Annotated in this window: 11 protein-coding genes and 7 tRNA genes; 14 read left to right on the top strand and 4 right to left on the bottom strand. The window is 63.2% G+C overall.

Annotated features, from left to right (window positions below):
* Nucleotides 1-42 precede the first annotated feature (42 nt).
* The 5 genes from WDO72_03375 to WDO72_03355 all read left to right on the top strand — a co-directional run bounded on the left by WDO72_03375 (nucleotide 43) and on the right by WDO72_03355 (nucleotide 1893).
* Nucleotides 43-119, top strand: a tRNA-Pro gene (locus WDO72_03375).
* Nucleotides 120-179: 60 nt separating this feature from the next.
* Nucleotides 180-256 (top strand) — tRNA-Arg (locus WDO72_03370).
* Between the two features lie 31 nt (nucleotides 257-287).
* A tRNA-His gene (locus WDO72_03365) sits at nucleotides 288-363 on the top strand.
* Between the two features lie 60 nt (nucleotides 364-423).
* Nucleotides 424-499 (top strand) — tRNA-Lys (locus WDO72_03360).
* Between the two features lie 29 nt (nucleotides 500-528).
* Nucleotides 529-1893, top strand: a complete 1365-nt coding sequence (locus tag WDO72_03355) for a methyltransferase domain-containing protein (GenBank protein ID MEJ0084694.1) — start codon at nucleotides 529-531, stop codon at nucleotides 1891-1893.
* Nucleotides 1894-1924: 31 nt separating this feature from the next.
* Here the strand turns inward: WDO72_03355 and WDO72_03350 are convergent, their stop codons facing one another.
* Nucleotides 1925-2119: a Trm112 family protein gene (locus WDO72_03350; protein ID MEJ0084693.1), complete on the bottom strand. Its 195-nt coding sequence runs from the start codon at nucleotides 2117-2119 to the stop codon at nucleotides 1925-1927.
* Nucleotides 2120-2145: 26 nt separating this feature from the next.
* Entirely contained in the window at nucleotides 2146-2517 is a 372-nt protein-coding gene (locus tag WDO72_03345) for a hypothetical protein (protein MEJ0084692.1), read from the bottom strand.
* Between the two features lie 140 nt (nucleotides 2518-2657).
* Here WDO72_03345 and WDO72_03340 point away from each other — a divergent pair.
* From WDO72_03340 to WDO72_03300, 9 genes are all read left to right on the top strand, one after another.
* Nucleotides 2658-2742, top strand: a tRNA-Leu gene (locus WDO72_03340).
* Nucleotides 2743-2779: 37 nt separating this feature from the next.
* On the top strand, nucleotides 2780-4084 hold the full coding sequence (tig, locus tag WDO72_03335) for a trigger factor (GenBank protein MEJ0084691.1): 1305 nt from the start codon (nucleotides 2780-2782) through the stop codon (nucleotides 4082-4084).
* 32 nt (nucleotides 4085-4116) lie between these two features.
* Entirely contained in the window at nucleotides 4117-4743 is a 627-nt protein-coding gene (gene clpP / locus WDO72_03330; GenBank protein ID MEJ0084690.1) for an ATP-dependent Clp endopeptidase proteolytic subunit ClpP, read from the top strand.
* A 175-nt stretch (nucleotides 4744-4918) separates the two neighbouring features.
* The gene (gene clpX / locus WDO72_03325) at nucleotides 4919-6238 is read left to right on the top strand and encodes an ATP-dependent Clp protease ATP-binding subunit ClpX (protein MEJ0084689.1); all 1320 of its coding nucleotides are present in this window, start codon (nucleotides 4919-4921) and stop codon (nucleotides 6236-6238) included.
* Between the two features lie 169 nt (nucleotides 6239-6407).
* On the top strand, nucleotides 6408-8885 hold the full coding sequence (gene lon / locus WDO72_03320; GenBank protein ID MEJ0084688.1) for an endopeptidase La: 2478 nt from the start codon (nucleotides 6408-6410) through the stop codon (nucleotides 8883-8885).
* A 147-nt stretch (nucleotides 8886-9032) separates the two neighbouring features.
* Nucleotides 9033-9107: transfer RNA gene (locus tag WDO72_03315), tRNA-Val, on the top strand.
* Between the two features lie 6 nt (nucleotides 9108-9113).
* Nucleotides 9114-9190 (top strand) — tRNA-Asp (locus WDO72_03310).
* A 30-nt stretch (nucleotides 9191-9220) separates the two neighbouring features.
* Nucleotides 9221-11122: a peptidyl-prolyl cis-trans isomerase gene (locus tag WDO72_03305; GenBank protein ID MEJ0084687.1), complete on the top strand. Its 1902-nt coding sequence runs from the start codon at nucleotides 9221-9223 to the stop codon at nucleotides 11120-11122.
* 6 nt (nucleotides 11123-11128) lie between these two features.
* Complete coding sequence (locus WDO72_03300; protein MEJ0084686.1) at nucleotides 11129-12433, top strand: dicarboxylate/amino acid:cation symporter; 1305 nt, start codon at nucleotides 11129-11131, stop codon at nucleotides 12431-12433.
* A 575-nt stretch (nucleotides 12434-13008) separates the two neighbouring features.
* Here WDO72_03300 and WDO72_03295 read toward each other — a convergent pair.
* On the bottom strand, nucleotides 13009-13806 hold the full coding sequence (locus WDO72_03295; GenBank protein ID MEJ0084685.1) for an enoyl-ACP reductase: 798 nt from the start codon (nucleotides 13804-13806) through the stop codon (nucleotides 13009-13011).
* A gap of 66 nt (nucleotides 13807-13872) precedes the next feature.
* Nucleotides 13873-15621: a LysM peptidoglycan-binding domain-containing protein gene (locus WDO72_03290; GenBank protein MEJ0084684.1), complete on the bottom strand. Its 1749-nt coding sequence runs from the start codon at nucleotides 15619-15621 to the stop codon at nucleotides 13873-13875.
* Between the last annotated feature and the right edge of the window lie 115 nt (nucleotides 15622-15736).

Genomic DNA, 15736 nt, shown 5'->3' with positions numbered 1-15736 from the left:
GGGGTTCGGCCGGCCGGGAACGCGGTACGGGTCGATCGGGCACGGGGTATGGCGCAGTCTGGTAGCGCATCTGCTTTGGGAGCAGAGGGTCGCAGGTTCGAATCCTGCTGCCCCGACCAACCGATGAGGACCAGCGTTGGGTGCCAGGGTAGGTACGATATGGCTTCCGTTCCGGCTGCGCGCCCGTAGCTCAGTTGGATAGAGCACCGGCCTTCTAAGCCGGTGGTCGCAGGTTCGACTCCTGCCGGGCGCGCCAACTTTTTGATGGTGCAGTGTTTGTGTCGATGGTGGGCGTAGCTCAGCTGGTAGAGCCCCGGGTTGTGATCTCGGCTGTCGTGGGTTCGAGTCCCATCGTCCACCCCATTTTTCTTCGCGGTACGTAGGTTTCCGCATTTCGCTCTGGTAGAGTGCCGCCCCCGCGACGGGCCGTTAGCTCAGTTGGTAGAGCAGCTGACTCTTAATCAGTAGGTCGTAGGTTCAACCCCTACACGGCCCACCACTTCCCGGGGCGTCAGGTACATTCCGCGGATGGCAAAGCAACCCTCCCGCGATGACCCGTCGAAGCCGAAGGCGCACGGTTACGCCTACAAGAAGCAGTTCTATCAAAGCGCGGACGTCGCGGCCGACTACGACGAACACCGCTTCCGCACACCGAAGCGCCAGCGCCGCAACGCCCGCAAGTGGAACGCGATCCAGAAAGCGCTCGCGCTGACCACCGGGGTCACGTCCATCGTCGATCTGCCCTGCGGGACCGGGCGTTTCACGGGCAATCTCGCGCGCTCCGGGTACGAAGTGGTCGGCAGCGACATTTCGCTCGAGATGATGCAGCAGGCGGCCAAACTACCGTCGGTGCAGCACGAGAACATCAAAGGTTACGTGCGCGCCGATGCCGAGGCGCTGCCGTTCGGTGCGAAGTCAGTCGACTGCGTCATGAGCATCCGCTTCCTGTTCCACGTCGACGCCGAGACGCGGCGCCGCATGTTGCGCGAGTTCGGGCGCGTCTCGCGGCGCTGGATCATTGCCGATTACCGCCACAAATATTCTTTCCGCTACGGCGTGTGGAAAATCTCGCGCGCGCTCGGCCTCACGAAGCGGCCGTTCGAGCGAGTGTCCGTCAAGAGCATGAAGTCCGAGTTCGAAGACGCGGGATTGCGCGTCGCGAAGATCATCCCGGTCCGCCGCGGTCTGTCCGACAAGTGGGTGGTGCTGGCCGAATCGGGTCACGTCGATCCGGCCAGCCTCAAGATCCGGCTCAAGGACACGCAGTACTCCGACCTCGAAGTGACCGACAAACTCGGCGAAGGCAAACGCTCGGTGGTTTATCGCGCCCGGTGGCGCGGCCGCGAGGTGGGCCTGAAGGTCTACAAACCCGCCGCCATGGCCAATCACGCGCGCAAGCACAAACTGCCGCTCGCAGAGTTCGAACACCGCCGCAACCAGGCGTTCTTCGAGGCGCGAGGGTTGTCGAAATACATCGCCGAGCCGCTCGGTTTCGTGGTCGAACCGGGCTTCCAGATGTCGCTGCAGGAATGCCTCGACGGCGAGGTGTACTACTTCGCGCAGCGGGATCACGCGGATTTCATCTCGCCGCGCTTCATGCAGGATCTGGCGGAGCTCGTGAACCTGAGCCATGAGGCCAAGCTCTACGACATCGACCTGCACGCCATGAACGTCATGGTCGACCGCAAGGCCGGCACGCCGAAGCTGTTCGACTTCAACCAGATCCCGTTCACCGAGCGGCCGCAGAATCCGTTCATCGGCTTCGCTCTCAAGACGGGGCTGTTAGGGCGTGGATCGCGCGATATCCGCAAGCTCGCGCATTTCGAGAATTTCGACCGCGTCGAGCGCAAGCTGCTCAAGTTTTACGCGAAGACGCACACTTCGGAGGCTTGAGCCGCGGGCGGCGCGGGGCTGCCCGCCTTCTTCAGCCGGCGCGATTCAGCAGCGGATCGCCGTCTTCGAGCTTGATCGCGTCCTCGGGCAGCATCGCGGGGATGCCATCCTTGATGGGGTAGGCGAGTTTGCTGGTCGGGCAGACGATGAGCTGCCGCGCCTCGGAGAAAAACACCGGTGCCTTCGAGACCGGGCAGGCGAGCATGTCGATGAGTCTGGAATCCATGTTTGTCCGTGATCTTTTGTCCGAAATCAGCCTGCCGCAGCGCGGGTTGTCGTAATGAGCCAGCACAGCGCCACCGCCACTCCGATCCCCACCACCTGCTGGGTCCGCGACCAGGTCAGCAGCGAGCCGTCCATCGCGGCGATACCGATCGCCGTCACCACGAACCAGATGCCGCTTTGCAGCGCCACGCCCTGGATGCCGGCATTCTGCATGAACTTGATCGCCACGATGTATGCGGAGACGCCCCCCGCAAAGGACACCAGGGACAGCAGGCCCATCTTGAGGTCGAGCTGCCCCTCGGGCCAGGCGCGCGTCGCATAGACGAACCCGCGCGCGTCCAGCACCCCCGAGGCGATGGTGATCAATCCGACGATGAGAAGATTGGCGACCTGACCCATCTTATGTCCCTCTCCTGCAAGCGGCCGGAAGCATAGCCAAATCCCGGATTGCCCGCCCGCACCGGCGAGCGCGTCCGACGATGGATGTTTCGCTATAATCCGCGCCCCTCGCGCATGGCCAGCCTGAGCATGGGGCCAAAGCGAAAGTGGCGGAACTGGTAGACGCGCTGGATTTAGGTTCCAGTGGGGTAACCCGTGAGAGTTCGAGTCTCTCCTTTCGCACCATTCGCTGGCGCGCGAACAACGATTTGAGGAATTGAGTATGCAGGTTCAATTGACCGCCACCGGCGGATTGGAACGCCGCCTTGAAGTGGCGATCCCCGCGGCGCAAGTCGACGGCGAAGTGGCACAGCGTCTGAACAAGATCTCGCGTACCGCGCGGCTCAAGGGCTTCCGCCCGGGCAAGGCGCCGCTCGCGGTGATTCGCCAGCAGTATGGCGACCAGGTGCATGGCGAGGTCATCAACGACCTCATGCGTTCCTCGTTCTCCGAAGCAGTCGCGCGCGAGAAACTGAACCCGGCGGGAGGTCCGCGTATCGAGCCCATCGCCATGGGTCCGGGCGTCGATCTCAAGTACGCCGCCGTGTTCGAAGTGCTGCCCGAAGTGAAATTGCGGCCGCTCTCCGATCTGACGATCGAGAAGCCCATCGCCAGCGTGAGCGACAGCGATCTCGACGCGATGATCGACACACTGCGCAAGCAGCGTCCGACGTTCAGCGAAGTGACGCGCGCGGCCGCGGCGAATGATCGCGTCACGGTCGACTTCACCGGCAAGATCGATGGTGAAGAGTTCGAAGGCGGTTCGGGGCAGGAAGTGCCCATCGTCATCGGCGCTGGCCGCGTCATGCAGGAATTCGAAGACGCGCTGCTCGGCGCGAGCGCGGGCGACACGCGCAATTTCACGGCGTCATTCGCCGCCGATCACAGCAACAAGAAGCTGGCCGGCAAACAGGCGAGTTTTGAAGTGAAGGTCGGCAAGATCGAAGAACAATTGCCGGCGCCGCTCGATGAATCGTTTGCCAAGGGCTTCGGCATCCCCGACGGCAACGTGGAAACGCTGCGCGGCGAAGTACGCGCCAACATGGAACGCGAGCTGGCGGAGGCTATTCGCCAGAAGCTGCGCACCCAGGTGCTCGAAGCCCTGTACACGCGCAATCCCCTTGAACTGCCGCGCCAGCTGGTGGATGAGCAGATCCAGGAACTGCAGGCCGAGATGTTGCGCCGTGCCGGCGTTCGCGACGCCAAACAACTGCCGCCGCGCGAGCCGTTCGAAGAACCGGCCCGCCGTCGAGTGGCTTTGAGCCTGCTCATGAGCGAGCTGGTGCGCAACGCGAACCTCAGGGTGAGCCGCGAATCCGTGTCGGAAAAGTTGAACGAACTCTCGGCCTCGTATTCAAACCCCGAGGAAGTGCGACGCAACTACTTGCAAAACCCCGAGGCGATGCGACAAATAGAGGCCCAGGTGCTCGAGGGCCAGGCCATGGATTGGGTGGTCGGCCAGGCGAAGGTCACCGAGAAACCCGCGACGTTCGGCGAGCTCACGCAGTTCGGCCAGAACGCGAATTGAAGCCGCGGACGATTGCATAGAGGAGTGTTTCGATGAACGAGCGCGCATTGAACCTGGTACCGATTGTCGTGGAGCAAACCGCCCGCGGCGAACGGTCGTACGATATTTACTCGCGCCTGCTCAAGGAACGCGTCGTGTTCGCCGTGGGGCCGGTCGAGGACTACATGGCCAACGTCATCGTGGCGCAGCTGCTGTTCCTCGAGTCCGAGAATCCCGACAAGGACATCGCCCTGTACATCAATTCGCCCGGCGGGTCGGTGAGCGCGGGGCTCGCGATCTACGACACGATGCAATTCATCAAGCCGGACGTGAGCACCATCTGCATCGGAATGGCCGCCTCCATGGGCGCCGTGTTGCTGGCCGGCGGGGCCAAGGGCAAGCGCTTCATGCTGCCGAACTCCCGCGGCATGATTCATCAGCCGTCGGGCGGCTATCAGGGCCAGGCCAGCGACATTCACATCCAGGCGCAGGAAATCCTCAAGATCCGCGTGCGATTGAACGAAATCCTTGCCAAACACACTGGCCAGACGGTCGAAAAGATCGCGCTGGATTCGGAACGAGACAATTTCATGAGCCCGACCGAGGCCATCGCCTACGGGCTCATCGATAAGCTGCTGGACAAGCGAATTGCGCCTCCGACTGCGGTAACTCCGGCTTAGTTCAATACCCGCCGGCGCCAAACGGCCGGCACTGCGAAGCCACTCGCAGTTCTCGACAAATCCCGTATAAACAACGGCTTCCGCTTGCATGCCCCTTGGGTTATGCGCGGACGCCGTGATATATAGATTCCCAAAGCAGGTGGGCACGCGCCCATCCGCGCCACACGGAGCGACGATGACCGAGGACACTCGCGGACGGCATGACGACGGCAAGTTGTTGTACTGCTCCTTCTGCGGCAAGAGTCAGCACGAAGTTCGTAAGCTGATCGCCGGTCCGTCGGTATTTGTTTGCGACGAATGCGTCGAGCTCTGCAACGACATCATTCGTGAAGAGCTGGAAGACCGCGCCGAGCGCGCCCGCGACAAACTACCGAAGCCGTCCGAGATCAAGAAAGTTCTCGACGAATACGTCATCGGGCAGGAGCGCGCGAAGAAGACCCTGTCAGTCGCCGTCTACAACCACTACAAGCGTCTGCAGACGCGCGGCGGTACCGCCGGACGTGGCAAGGACGACGTCGAGATTTCCAAGAGCAACATCCTGCTGATCGGCCCCACAGGCTGCGGCAAGACGTTGCTCGCCGAGACATTGGCGCGGCTGCTCAACGTGCCGTTCACGATCGCCGACGCCACGACGCTGACCGAAGCCGGTTACGTCGGCGAGGACGTCGAGAACATCATCCAGAAGCTGCTGCAGAAGTGCGACTACGACGTCGAGAAGGCGCAGACCGGCATCGTCTACATCGACGAAATCGACAAGATCTCGCGCAAGTCGGACAACCCGTCGATCACGCGTGACGTGTCCGGCGAAGGCGTGCAGCAGGCACTGCTCAAGCTTATCGAAGGCACGATCGCCTCGGTGCCGCCGCAGGGCGGGCGCAAACATCCGCAGCAGGAATTCCTCCAGGTCGATACTTCGAACATCCTCTTCATCTGCGGTGGCGCATTCGCCGGCCTCGAGAAGATCGTGCTGAACCGCACGCAGAAGGGTGGCATCGGCTTCACTTCCGAGGTGCGCGACGTCAGCACGCGTCCGCATGGCACAGACATCTTTAAAGAAGTCGAGCCGGAAGATCTCATCAAGTACGGCCTCATCCCGGAGTTCGTGGGCCGACTGCCGGTGGTGGCGACGCTCGAAGAGCTGGATGAGCGCGCGTTGATCTCGATCCTGACCGAGCCCAAGAACGCACTGACCAAGCAGTACCGCCGCCTGTTCGACATGGAAGGCGCGGAACTCGAATTCCGCGATGAGGCGCTGAGCGCCGTCGCGAAGAAGGCGATGCAGCGCAAGACCGGTGCGCGCGGTCTGCGGACGATTCTCGAGAACGTGTTGCTCGAGACGATGTACGAGCTGCCGGGGTTGAAGAACGTCTCGAAGGTCGTGGTCGACGACTCCGTCATCGAAGGGCACCAGCAGCCCTACGTGGTGTACAAGTCCGACACGGCCCCGAGCGAAGACAATGCGCCACGGCGTGTCTCGGGGTCGGGCCTCAGTTGAGCCCGCTTCGCCGCGTTTGTTTGCGGCGAGTGCTGACCCGTCTGACAGAGAACTGTGACGCGTGCGTTGAATCGCTGCATTGCAGCCCCATTTCCCGCGCTACACTTTGACTAAATCCAGCGTCGGCGCTGCATTTCGCGGCATGCCGGTCTGGTGAGGGCCCGCCCGCGTGACCGAATCATCCTCCGCTACCAAGTCCGTCGCCATCCAGGGCCTGCCGGTATTACCGCTGCGCGATGTGGTGGTGTACCCGCACATGGTCATCCCGCTGTTCGTCGGCCGCGAAAAATCCATTCACGCGCTCGACATCGCGATGAAGGCCGACAAGCGCATCATGCTGATCGCGCAGAAGCAGCCCGACGTCGACGATCCGAAGGGCGATGACCTGTACCGCATCGGTACCGTCGCCTCGATCCTGCAGCTGCTCAAACTACCCGACGGCACCGTCAAGGTGCTGGTCGAGGGCGTCGATCGCGCGCGTATCGAAGCCATGCACACCGGCGAGCACTACACCGCCGACGTGACCACCGAACCCGACGCCGACACCTACGACGAGAAAGAGCTCGACGTGCTGGCCCGTTCGGTGATCTCGCAGTTCGAGCAGTACGTGAAGCTCAACAAGAAAGTGCCGCCCGAAGTGCTGACCGCGCTCGCCGGCATCGAGCAGCCCGGCCGCCTCGCGGATACGGTGGCCGCGCACATGGCGCTCAAACTACCCGAGAAGCAGAAGGTTCTCGAGATCCTCGACGTGCGCAAGCGCCTCGAGCACGTGCTGGTCGCCATCGAAGGCGAGATGGACGTGTTGCAGATCGAGAAGCGCATCCGCGGCCGCGTCAAGGCGCAGATGGAGAAGAGCCAGCGCGAGTACTACCTGAATGAGCAGATGAAGGCCATCCAGAAGGAACTCGGCGAGATGGAAGAGGGCGGCAACGAACTGTCCGACCTCGAGAACCGCATCAAGAAGGCGGGCATGCCGAAAGAGGCGCTCGACAAGGCCAATGCGGAGCTCAACAAACTCAAGATGATGTCGCCGATGTCGGCCGAAGCCACCGTCGTGCGCAACTACATCGACTGGCTGGTGAAGGTGCCGTGGAAGAAACGCACCAAGATCCTCAAGGACATTGCGAAGGCCGAGAAGGTGCTGGATGAAGACCACTTTGGCCTCGACAAGGTCAAGGAACGCATCGTCGAATACCTGGCCGTGCAGCAGCGCGTCGACAAGATCAAAGGCCCGATCCTCTGCCTCGTCGGCCCTCCCGGCGTGGGCAAAACCTCATTAGGTCAGAGCATCGCGCGCGCGACGAATCGCAAGTTCGTGCGCATGTCGCTCGGCGGCGTGCGGGATGAAGCCGAGATCCGCGGTCATCGCCGCACGTACATCGGCTCCATGCCCGGCAAGATCGTGCAGAACATGGCGAAGACCGCCGTGCACAATCCGCTGTTCCTGCTCGACGAGATCGACAAGATGTCGATGGACTTCCGCGGCGATCCGTCCTCGGCGCTGCTGGAAGTGCTCGATCCCGAGCAGAACTCCACGTTTGCCGACCATTACCTCGAGGTCGATCTCGACCTGTCGCAGGTGATGTTCGTCTGCACGGCCAACAGCCTGAACATTCCGGCGCCGCTGCTCGATCGCATGGAAGTCATCCGTCTGCCGGGTTACACCGAAGACGAGAAGCTCAACATCGCGAAGAAATACCTGCTGCCGAAGCAGGTGAAGCAGAACGGGTTGAAGCCGGAGGAGCTCAAGGTGAGCGAGGACTCCATCCTCGACATCATTCGCTACTACACGCGCGAAGCGGGCGTGCGCAATCTCGAACGCGAGCTCGCGCGCATCTGCCGCAAGGCCGTCAAACAGCTGTTGATGGCCGCGAAGAAAGCCGAGAAAGCGGACAAGAAGTCGGAGAAGGCGGAAAAGGCCTCCGACAAGCAGGTGTCGGTCTCGGCGAAGAATCTCGACAAGTTCCTGGGCGTGCGCCGCTTCCGCTACGGCAAGGCCGAAGAGGAAAACCGCATCGGACAGGTCACGGGATTGGCGTGGACCGAAGTCGGCGGCGAGCTGCTGACGATCGAAGCGGCGGTGGTGCCCGGCAAGGGCAAGCTGCAGCACACCGGTCAGCTCGGCGAAGTCATGCAGGAATCCATCCAGGCTGCGATGACGGTGGTGCGCAGCCGCGCCAACGTGCTCGGCATCGACCCGGATTTCTACCAGAAACACGACGTCCATCTGCACATGCCCGAAGGCGCGACGCCCAAGGACGGTCCGTCCGCCGGTATCGGAATGTGCACGGCGCTGGTTTCGGCGCTGACCAAGATTCCGGTGCGCTCGGATGTCGCCATGACCGGCGAGATCACGCTGCGCGGAGAAGTGCTGCCCATCGGTGGACTCAAGGAGAAGCTGCTCGCGGCACATCGCGGCGGCATCACCACCGTGATGATTCCGGTCGACAACGAGAAAGATCTCGCCGAGATCCCGGACAACATCAAGGGCAAGCTCGACATCCGTCCTGTGAAATGGATCGACGAAGTGTTCGAAGTCGCATTGGCAAGCCGGCCCACGCCGCGTCTGCCGACGCCGGCGCCCGTGGATGAAAAGCGCCCGCGGCGTGCCGGACGACGTTCGACCAAGACGGTCCAGGCTCATTGAGCAGCGGATTTAACTGAAAAGCAGGCATGCAGGCCCCCGGTGCGATCCACCGGGGGCTTTTTTTATGCCGGTGAAGAAGTCGTCGCGGTATCTTCCGTACCCACAGGTGATCCGATAGACTGCGCGGCCTTTCGCGGGCGGCCTGATGGGTGCTTAGCTCAGCGGTAGAGCATCGCCCTTACAAGGCGAGGGTCGGGGGTTCGAAACCCTCAGCACCCACCAAAAATTGGAGCGGTAGTTCAGTTGGTTAGAATACCGGCCTGTCACGCCGGGGGTCGCGGGTTCGAGTCCCGTCCGCTCCGCCAATCTTTGTAGGCCGATATCTAGGACGAGGAATGCTGCAGCGTATCCGTGATGGCCTCCATGGCCGCAAGTGGCTGGCGTGGTTCGCGCTGGCTCCGATTGCACTGATCTTCACGTTCTGGGGCGGGTCCAACTCGCTCGATTTCAACGGCACTGGCGCAAGAGATGCGGCAACCGTCGATGGCGAAGCCATTTCCGTCCAGGACGCCACCAAGGCGTGGCAGGAAACCGAGGCGCGCTGGTCGCAGCAGCTCGGTACCGATATCCCGGCCGACCAGAAGGCGAAAATGCAGGAAAGCATTCTCGACAATCTGGTGCTCAAGAAGATCGTCGAAAACCGGCTGAAAGACGGCCACTACGCGGTCAACCAGTCGAAGGTGCTCGCGGAGTTCCAGAACATCCCGTCGTTCAAGGGTCCGGACGGCAAGTACGACCCGATGCAGGCGCGCATCGCCCTGCAGCAGAACGGCATCACCGAACGCGAAGTATTCGACCAGACGCGTTCGCAGCTGCTGATCAATCAATTGCAGCAGGGTCTCGGCGCTTCCTATTTCCTGACCAGGGCCGAGCAGCAGCGCCTGTACAACCTCGAGAACGAAGAGCGCGAAGTGCAGTTCGCTTTGTTGCCAGCCGACCAGTTCGCCGGCAACGGGCCGATCGACGATGCCGCGATCCAGGCGTACTACGACAAGAACGGCGATCGTTTCATGACCGCCGAGTCGGTGGCGCTCGAATACGCCGAGCTGCGTCTCGAACAGGTCGCCGCGCTGGTGACGCCCACCGAGGCCGACCTGCAGCTCATGTACGACGAGAACAAGACTAACTACGTGCTCGACGAACGTCGCCGCACGCGGCACATCCTCATCCCGGTGAACGGCGACGACGACGCGGGCGCGCTCAAGAAAGCCGAATCGGTCCTGGCCGAGGCGCGCGCCGGCAAGGATTTCGCGGAACTGGCGAAGCAATATTCCACCGACATCACCGCCAAAGACGGCGGCGAGCTCGGCTTCGTCGAGCAGAAGCAGTTTCCCGGCCCGTTCGGCGATACTTTGTTCTCGATGAAGGTCGGCGAAATCGCGGGCCCGGTGAAATCGCAGTTCGGGTACCACCTGATCAAGCTCGAGGAAATCGAAGCCGGTCAGCAGAAGCCGTTCGCCGACGTGCGCGCCGAGCTCGATTCGCAGTATCGCCAGCAACACGCGGCGGAACTGTTCGGCGAGCGCCAGGAGCAGATGAATTCCGCGATCGAGAAGGGTGAGAAGGATCTCGACAGACTCGCGAAGGATCTCGGCCTGACGCGCGGCACGATTCCCGAATTCCTGCGCGGCGGCGGCGCGGAGCCACTCGGTTCGGGCATGGAGCTGCAGCAGCTCGTATTCAGCGATGCGACGCTCAACCAGGGCAAGATCGGCGGGCCGCTCGCGATCGGCGAGGACCGGCTGGTGCTCGTGAAGGTCACTGCGCATCACAAGGCCGAAGTGAAACCGCTCGCGGTGGTGCGTAATGACATCGTTGCGCTGCTCAAGCAGGAACGCGGGGCAGCGGCGGCGAAGGCGGCCGCCGAAGCGGCCATCCCGAAACTCGAAGGTGGCGACAAGCTCGATGCACTGGCCAAAGGCTGGGGTGTCACCGCCGAGCCCGCGCGTTTCGTGAGCCGCGGCGATCCATCGATCCCCGCTGCGCTGCGCACGGCGATCTTCGAGGCGCCGCGTCCGGACGCAAAGGCGGTCGTGAAATCCGCTTCGATCGAGAATGGTTCGGCCGTGTTCATCGTGACGCGTTCGCGCGTCGCCGACACGAGCGCGAATCCGCAGCTGGTGCAGCAGCAGAACGCAGCGCTGGTCGAGCGCTCGGCGCAGGGCGATGTGGCCGCGTACATCAACGAGGCCAAGCGCAAAGCCAAGATCGTCAAAAACCCCGGCGTGTTCGAGTAGGCATTCATGGGAGCGGCGGGAACGGATTCGAAGTCAGCCCCCATCGTCCCCATCCTGATCGCCATGGTCGCCGGCGGGTTTGCCGGCTGGCTGCTCGGCGCCGACGGCGCCATCGGTTCGATCAAACTACTGCCGGCGCTCGATCTGGTCGGCACGTTGTTCCTCAACCTGCTCAAGATGCTGATCGTGCCGCTCATCCTCGCGTCGGTGATCACCGGCGTCGCGGGTCTCGGCAGCGGCCCGGACCTCGGCAGGCTCGGCGGCAAGACGCTCGGTTTCTACGTCATCACGACGCTGCTCGCGGTGCTCATCGCGCTGCTGCTGGTGAACCTCGTCGAGCCGGGCGTCAAGGACGGACAACCGGCGCGCCACCTGCTGGCGCTGACCGCCGACGCCGCGGAGGTCACCGAGGGCGTCAAACACCGCGCCGAAACCAGCATCCTCGACACGATCAAGGGCGTCGTGCCGCCGAACATCGTCGAGGCCGCGGCCAATACCAAACTACTCGCGCTGGTGTTCTTCGGAGTGTTGTTCGGCTTTTTCCTGGCGCGTATCGAGCAGCCGCACCGCGGGACGGTGCTCGGATTCTGGCAGGGCATTTTTCAGATCATGATGCGCATGACCGGATGGGTCATGACGCTCGCGCCCATCGGTGTATTCGCGCTGATCGCGAAGGTGGTCGCCATATCGGGCTTCGAGGGTGCCGGGCCGCTCTTGTTGTTCGCCGGCTGCGTCGTTGCGGGACTCGCGCTGTACGGTTTCGTCGCTCTGCCGATCCTGATGGCCGTCGTCGCGCGAGTGAATCCGTGGCGCCTCTATCCGGCGATGGCGCCGGCGCTGTTGACTGCGTTTTCGACCGCCTCGTCGTCCGCGACGCTGCCCCTGTCGCTGCAATGCCTCGAACGCAACGCGAAGGTCTCCGAGCGCATCGCCGGATTCGTGATGCCGCTCGGCGCCTCCGTGAATCACGCCGGCAGCGCATTGTACGAATGCGCCGCCGCGATGTTCATCGCGCAGGCCTACGGGCTGCATCTTTCCTTCACGACGCAGTTCACCGTCGTGGTGCTCGCGCTGATCACCTCCATGGGAATCGCGGGCATTCCGGCCGCGTCACTGGTCGGCATTGCCATCATCCTTGCCGCGGTGGGATTGCCAGCCGAAGCGATCGGCGTACTGCTGGTGTTCGATCGCATCCTCGACATGTGCCGCACGGCCATCAACGTGCTGGCGGACGCGTGTTGCGCCGTAATCGTGGCGCGCCTCGAAGGCGAGACGGCTGTGTTGGCTGATCCGGTAAAGGTCGCGGGATAGAAAGAAGAGGTTGGAGAGCGGATAAGAGGCGCGCATCCCGCAGCCTCGTCAGCGCTCAAGGGAGCGCGCCCTTCGGGTTCCCGAAATCAGGGCTACGAAAAGCTACATTTTCAGAATTGGTTGCGCGGATGTGCACTAGGGGCTTTTCGCTTAACGCCCCGATTTCGGCGCGCTCCATTCGCGCTGACGAGGCTGCGGGATGCGCGCCTAAGAACCGCCCTGCAACCGCTTCTTGTAACGCCGCCGTTCGCCTTCGCTCTGCTGTTGGCCCCCGGAGCCATTGATCGTGCGTATTCGCCAAGCCGATGTGATCCTGTCCGAATAGCACAACGGTGGGTGGAGGGCGGTGGGGTACTGCGACGTGCGAGCGGGTGGCGAGGTGGAATGCTTCGCTGGCGCGAATGGAGCACGCCGAAACCCGGGCGTGAAGCGAAAAGCCCCTAGTGCCCCTCAGCGCAACCAATTCAGAAAATGTAGCTTTTCGTAGCCCGGGTTTCGGGAACCCGAAGGGCGTGCTCCCTTGAGCGCCAGCGAAGCATTCCACCTCGCCACCCGCTCGCGGGTAACTGAAGACCTCAGCCCTCAGCCTCCACGGGAAAACTCATTCCGACCGTGGAGAACCCACCATCGACATAGAGAATCTCCCCGGTGATTCCGTTGGCCAGATCGGAGCACAGGAACGCCGCAGCGTTGCCCACGTCTTCGAGCGTGACGTTGCGCCGCAGTGGCGCGACATCGGCCACGCGGCCCAGCATCTTGCGGAATCCGGCGATACCCGCAGCCGCGAGCGTCTTGATGGGGCCGGCGGAGATGCCGTTGACGCGGATGTTGTGCGCACCCAGGTCCGCGGCGAGAAACCGCACGTTGGCCTCGAGGCTGGCTTTGGCGAGGCCCATGACGTTGTAGCTCGGGATCGATTTCACGGCGCCGAGGTACGACAGCGTCACGATGGCGCCAGCGCGGCCTGCCATGAGCGGCTTGGCGGCGCGTGCGAGAGCGGTGAGGCTGTAGCTCGAGACATCGTGCGCGACCCGGAAGGCCTCGCGCGAGGTGCTTTCGACGAAGCCGCCGGCCAGCGCCTCCCGCGGGGCGTAGGCGACCGCATGCACGACGATGTCGAGCGAACCCCAGGCTTGTTTGATGGCGGCGAAGGTGGATTCGATCTCGGCGTCGTTGGTGACGTCGAGCGGCAGCACGAGTTTCGAGCCCAGCGACTCGGCGAGGGGCGCGACGCGCTCCTTGAACTTCTCGTTGACATAGGTGAACGCGAGTTCCGCGCCCTGCGCGTGCATCGCCTGCGCGATACCCCAGGCGATGGAACGATCGGACGCTACGCCTACGATCAGCGCGCGTTTTCCGTTCATGAACCCCATGTGTTTCCCCTGTTGCCAACGATTGAGAGGCCGGCATTCTGCCAGCTTCAACCGCGCAGAGGAAAATCAGCGGCGGCGGACGTTGATCGTGAGCTTCTGGCCGGGACGCAGCGTCGCCTGTTTGCTGATGCCGTTCCAGTTGACCAGTTCGGACACCGTGACGCCAAACACCTGTGCAATGCGCGACAACGTGTCGCCGCTGCGCACCTTGTAGCTGACTTCACGCGAGGTGCCCGAGGACACCGAACGACTGCCAGTCGTCTTGGGCGGCGCGCTGCGGTTGAGAACCAGTTTCTGTCCGGCCCGCAGCGTGTCGCCCGTGCCCATGCCATTCATGCGGGCGAGCGTCGCGACGTTCATGCGATGGCGCTTGGCGATACGCCACAGCGAATCGCCACTGCGCACCACGTGCACGGCAGGGCGGCCGGAGCGGCCGCCAGAGCCATCGACGCGAGCGGCGGCCAGCATGACCTTGGGCGGCAGATTGACCACGGCGGTCGGCACGCGCAGCTCGGTGCCGACCACGAGTGGCTCGGTGCCGAGGTTGTTCATGTCGCGCACGACAATGGTCTGCGTCTTGTACTTCTTCGCGATCGTGGCAACCGACTCGCCCTTCTTGACGGTGTGCAGCGAGACGCGCACGCGTTCGTCGGGGCTCAGTAGTTCGAGGTTGCGGCGGAACGCGTCGGCGGTGTCGCGCGGCAGCAGCAGGAAGTGCGGGCCGGCCGGATCGGTGGCCCAGCGATGGAAGCCGGGGTTCAGTTCGTACACTTCGTCGAGCGTGATGCCCGCGAGCTCGGCGGCGAGCGTGAGATCGAGCTGCCCGCCCGTGTCCACTTTCACGAAGTACGGCTCGTTCGGAATCGGGCTGAACGCGATGCCGTAATCCTCCGGGTTCGCGACCAGGCGGCGCATCGCGAGCAGCTTGGGCACATAGGCGCGCGTTTCGGCGGGCAGATGCAGGCTGAAGAAATCGACCGGCTTGCCGGCAGCGCGGTTCGCGTTCACCTCGCGCTGCACGCGGAATTCGCCGCAGTTGTACGCGGCGATGGCCAGCAGCCAGTCGTCGAAGAATTCATCGTGCATGTACTGCAGGTAATCGAGCGCGGCGCGCGTGGAAGCCACGACGTCGCGGCGGCCGTCGTACCACCAGTCCTGCTTGAGACCGAACCGTTCGCCGGTGCCGGGCATGAACTGCCACAGGCCGTTGGCGCGCACCCACGACTGGGCATAGGGCTCGAAGGCGCTTTCCACGACCGGCAGCAACGCGAGCTCGAGCGGCATGCCGCGCGACTCGATTTCCTTGACGATGTGGTGCATGTACGGCACGGCACGGCCGAACACCCGTTCGAGGTAATCCGGGTTGTTGGCGTAGAACGCCAGCTGCTGGTCAATGCGCGGCGACTCGACGTCGTCGATCTTGAAGCCCGCGCGGATGCGGTCGAATACGTCGGGATATTGTTCGGGCGTGAGGCCAGCGAGGGTATGAGTGCCATCGGCTGCGCCGCCTTCTACTGCCAGAGCTTCCTCGGCTTCGATCGCGGCGTCATTCGTCTCGATCGGCGCCGTGGCAGCGGTCAGGTCGACGAGGGCAGGGGCCGCAGTGCTGGCCGCCTTGGCAGGCGTGCGCCTGGCGGAGGCAGGCAGGCTGGGGCCGGAGACCGTCGGCTGACTGGCAGACTCAGGTGCGGCTACGACGACCGGCGGCAGACTGCCAGTCGAGCTGTCGATAGGCGGCGTGGCGCAGCCCGAGAGGGCCGCGGCAATAAGAAACAGTGACGCCCATGTGCGCCGGTCCGTTAATCCGACAGTCAATTCGCACCCCCGGGGGCGGTAGTTGCAGGTACCGTTTTCGCAACGTGACGGTACTTCGTCAGTGGCGGGTATTTAAGCCGTAAGTTCACAGGATTGCTACCTTTTTTGTGATGTA

This window comes from Pseudomonadota bacterium, from assembly GCA_037200975.1.
In the GTDB taxonomy this organism is placed as follows: domain Bacteria; phylum Pseudomonadota; class Gammaproteobacteria; order Steroidobacterales; family Steroidobacteraceae; genus CADEED01.
Note: the sequence above shows the minus strand (reverse complement) of the source record. Positions and strands in the feature narration are given on the sequence as shown.

Excerpts from the sequence above, each read along its gene's own strand:
- clpX (MEJ0084689.1), top strand. The coding sequence starts at position 4,919 with ATGACCGAGGACACTCGCGGACGGCATGACGACGGCAAGTTGTTGTAC.
- WDO72_03305 (MEJ0084687.1), top strand. The coding sequence starts at position 9,221 with ATGCTGCAGCGTATCCGTGATGGCCTCCATGGCCGCAAGTGGCTGGCG.
- WDO72_03345 (MEJ0084692.1), bottom strand. The coding sequence starts at position 2,517 with ATGGGTCAGGTCGCCAATCTTCTCATCGTCGGATTGATCACCATCGCC.
- WDO72_03350 (MEJ0084693.1), bottom strand. The coding sequence starts at position 2,119 with ATGGATTCCAGACTCATCGACATGCTCGCCTGCCCGGTCTCGAAGGCA.
- tig (MEJ0084691.1), top strand. The coding sequence starts at position 2,780 with ATGCAGGTTCAATTGACCGCCACCGGCGGATTGGAACGCCGCCTTGAA.
- WDO72_03295 (MEJ0084685.1), bottom strand. The coding sequence starts at position 13,806 with ATGGGGTTCATGAACGGAAAACGCGCGCTGATCGTAGGCGTAGCGTCC.
- WDO72_03300 (MEJ0084686.1), top strand. The coding sequence starts at position 11,129 with ATGGGAGCGGCGGGAACGGATTCGAAGTCAGCCCCCATCGTCCCCATC.
- clpP (MEJ0084690.1), top strand. The coding sequence starts at position 4,117 with ATGAACGAGCGCGCATTGAACCTGGTACCGATTGTCGTGGAGCAAACC.
- WDO72_03355 (MEJ0084694.1), top strand. The coding sequence starts at position 529 with ATGGCAAAGCAACCCTCCCGCGATGACCCGTCGAAGCCGAAGGCGCAC.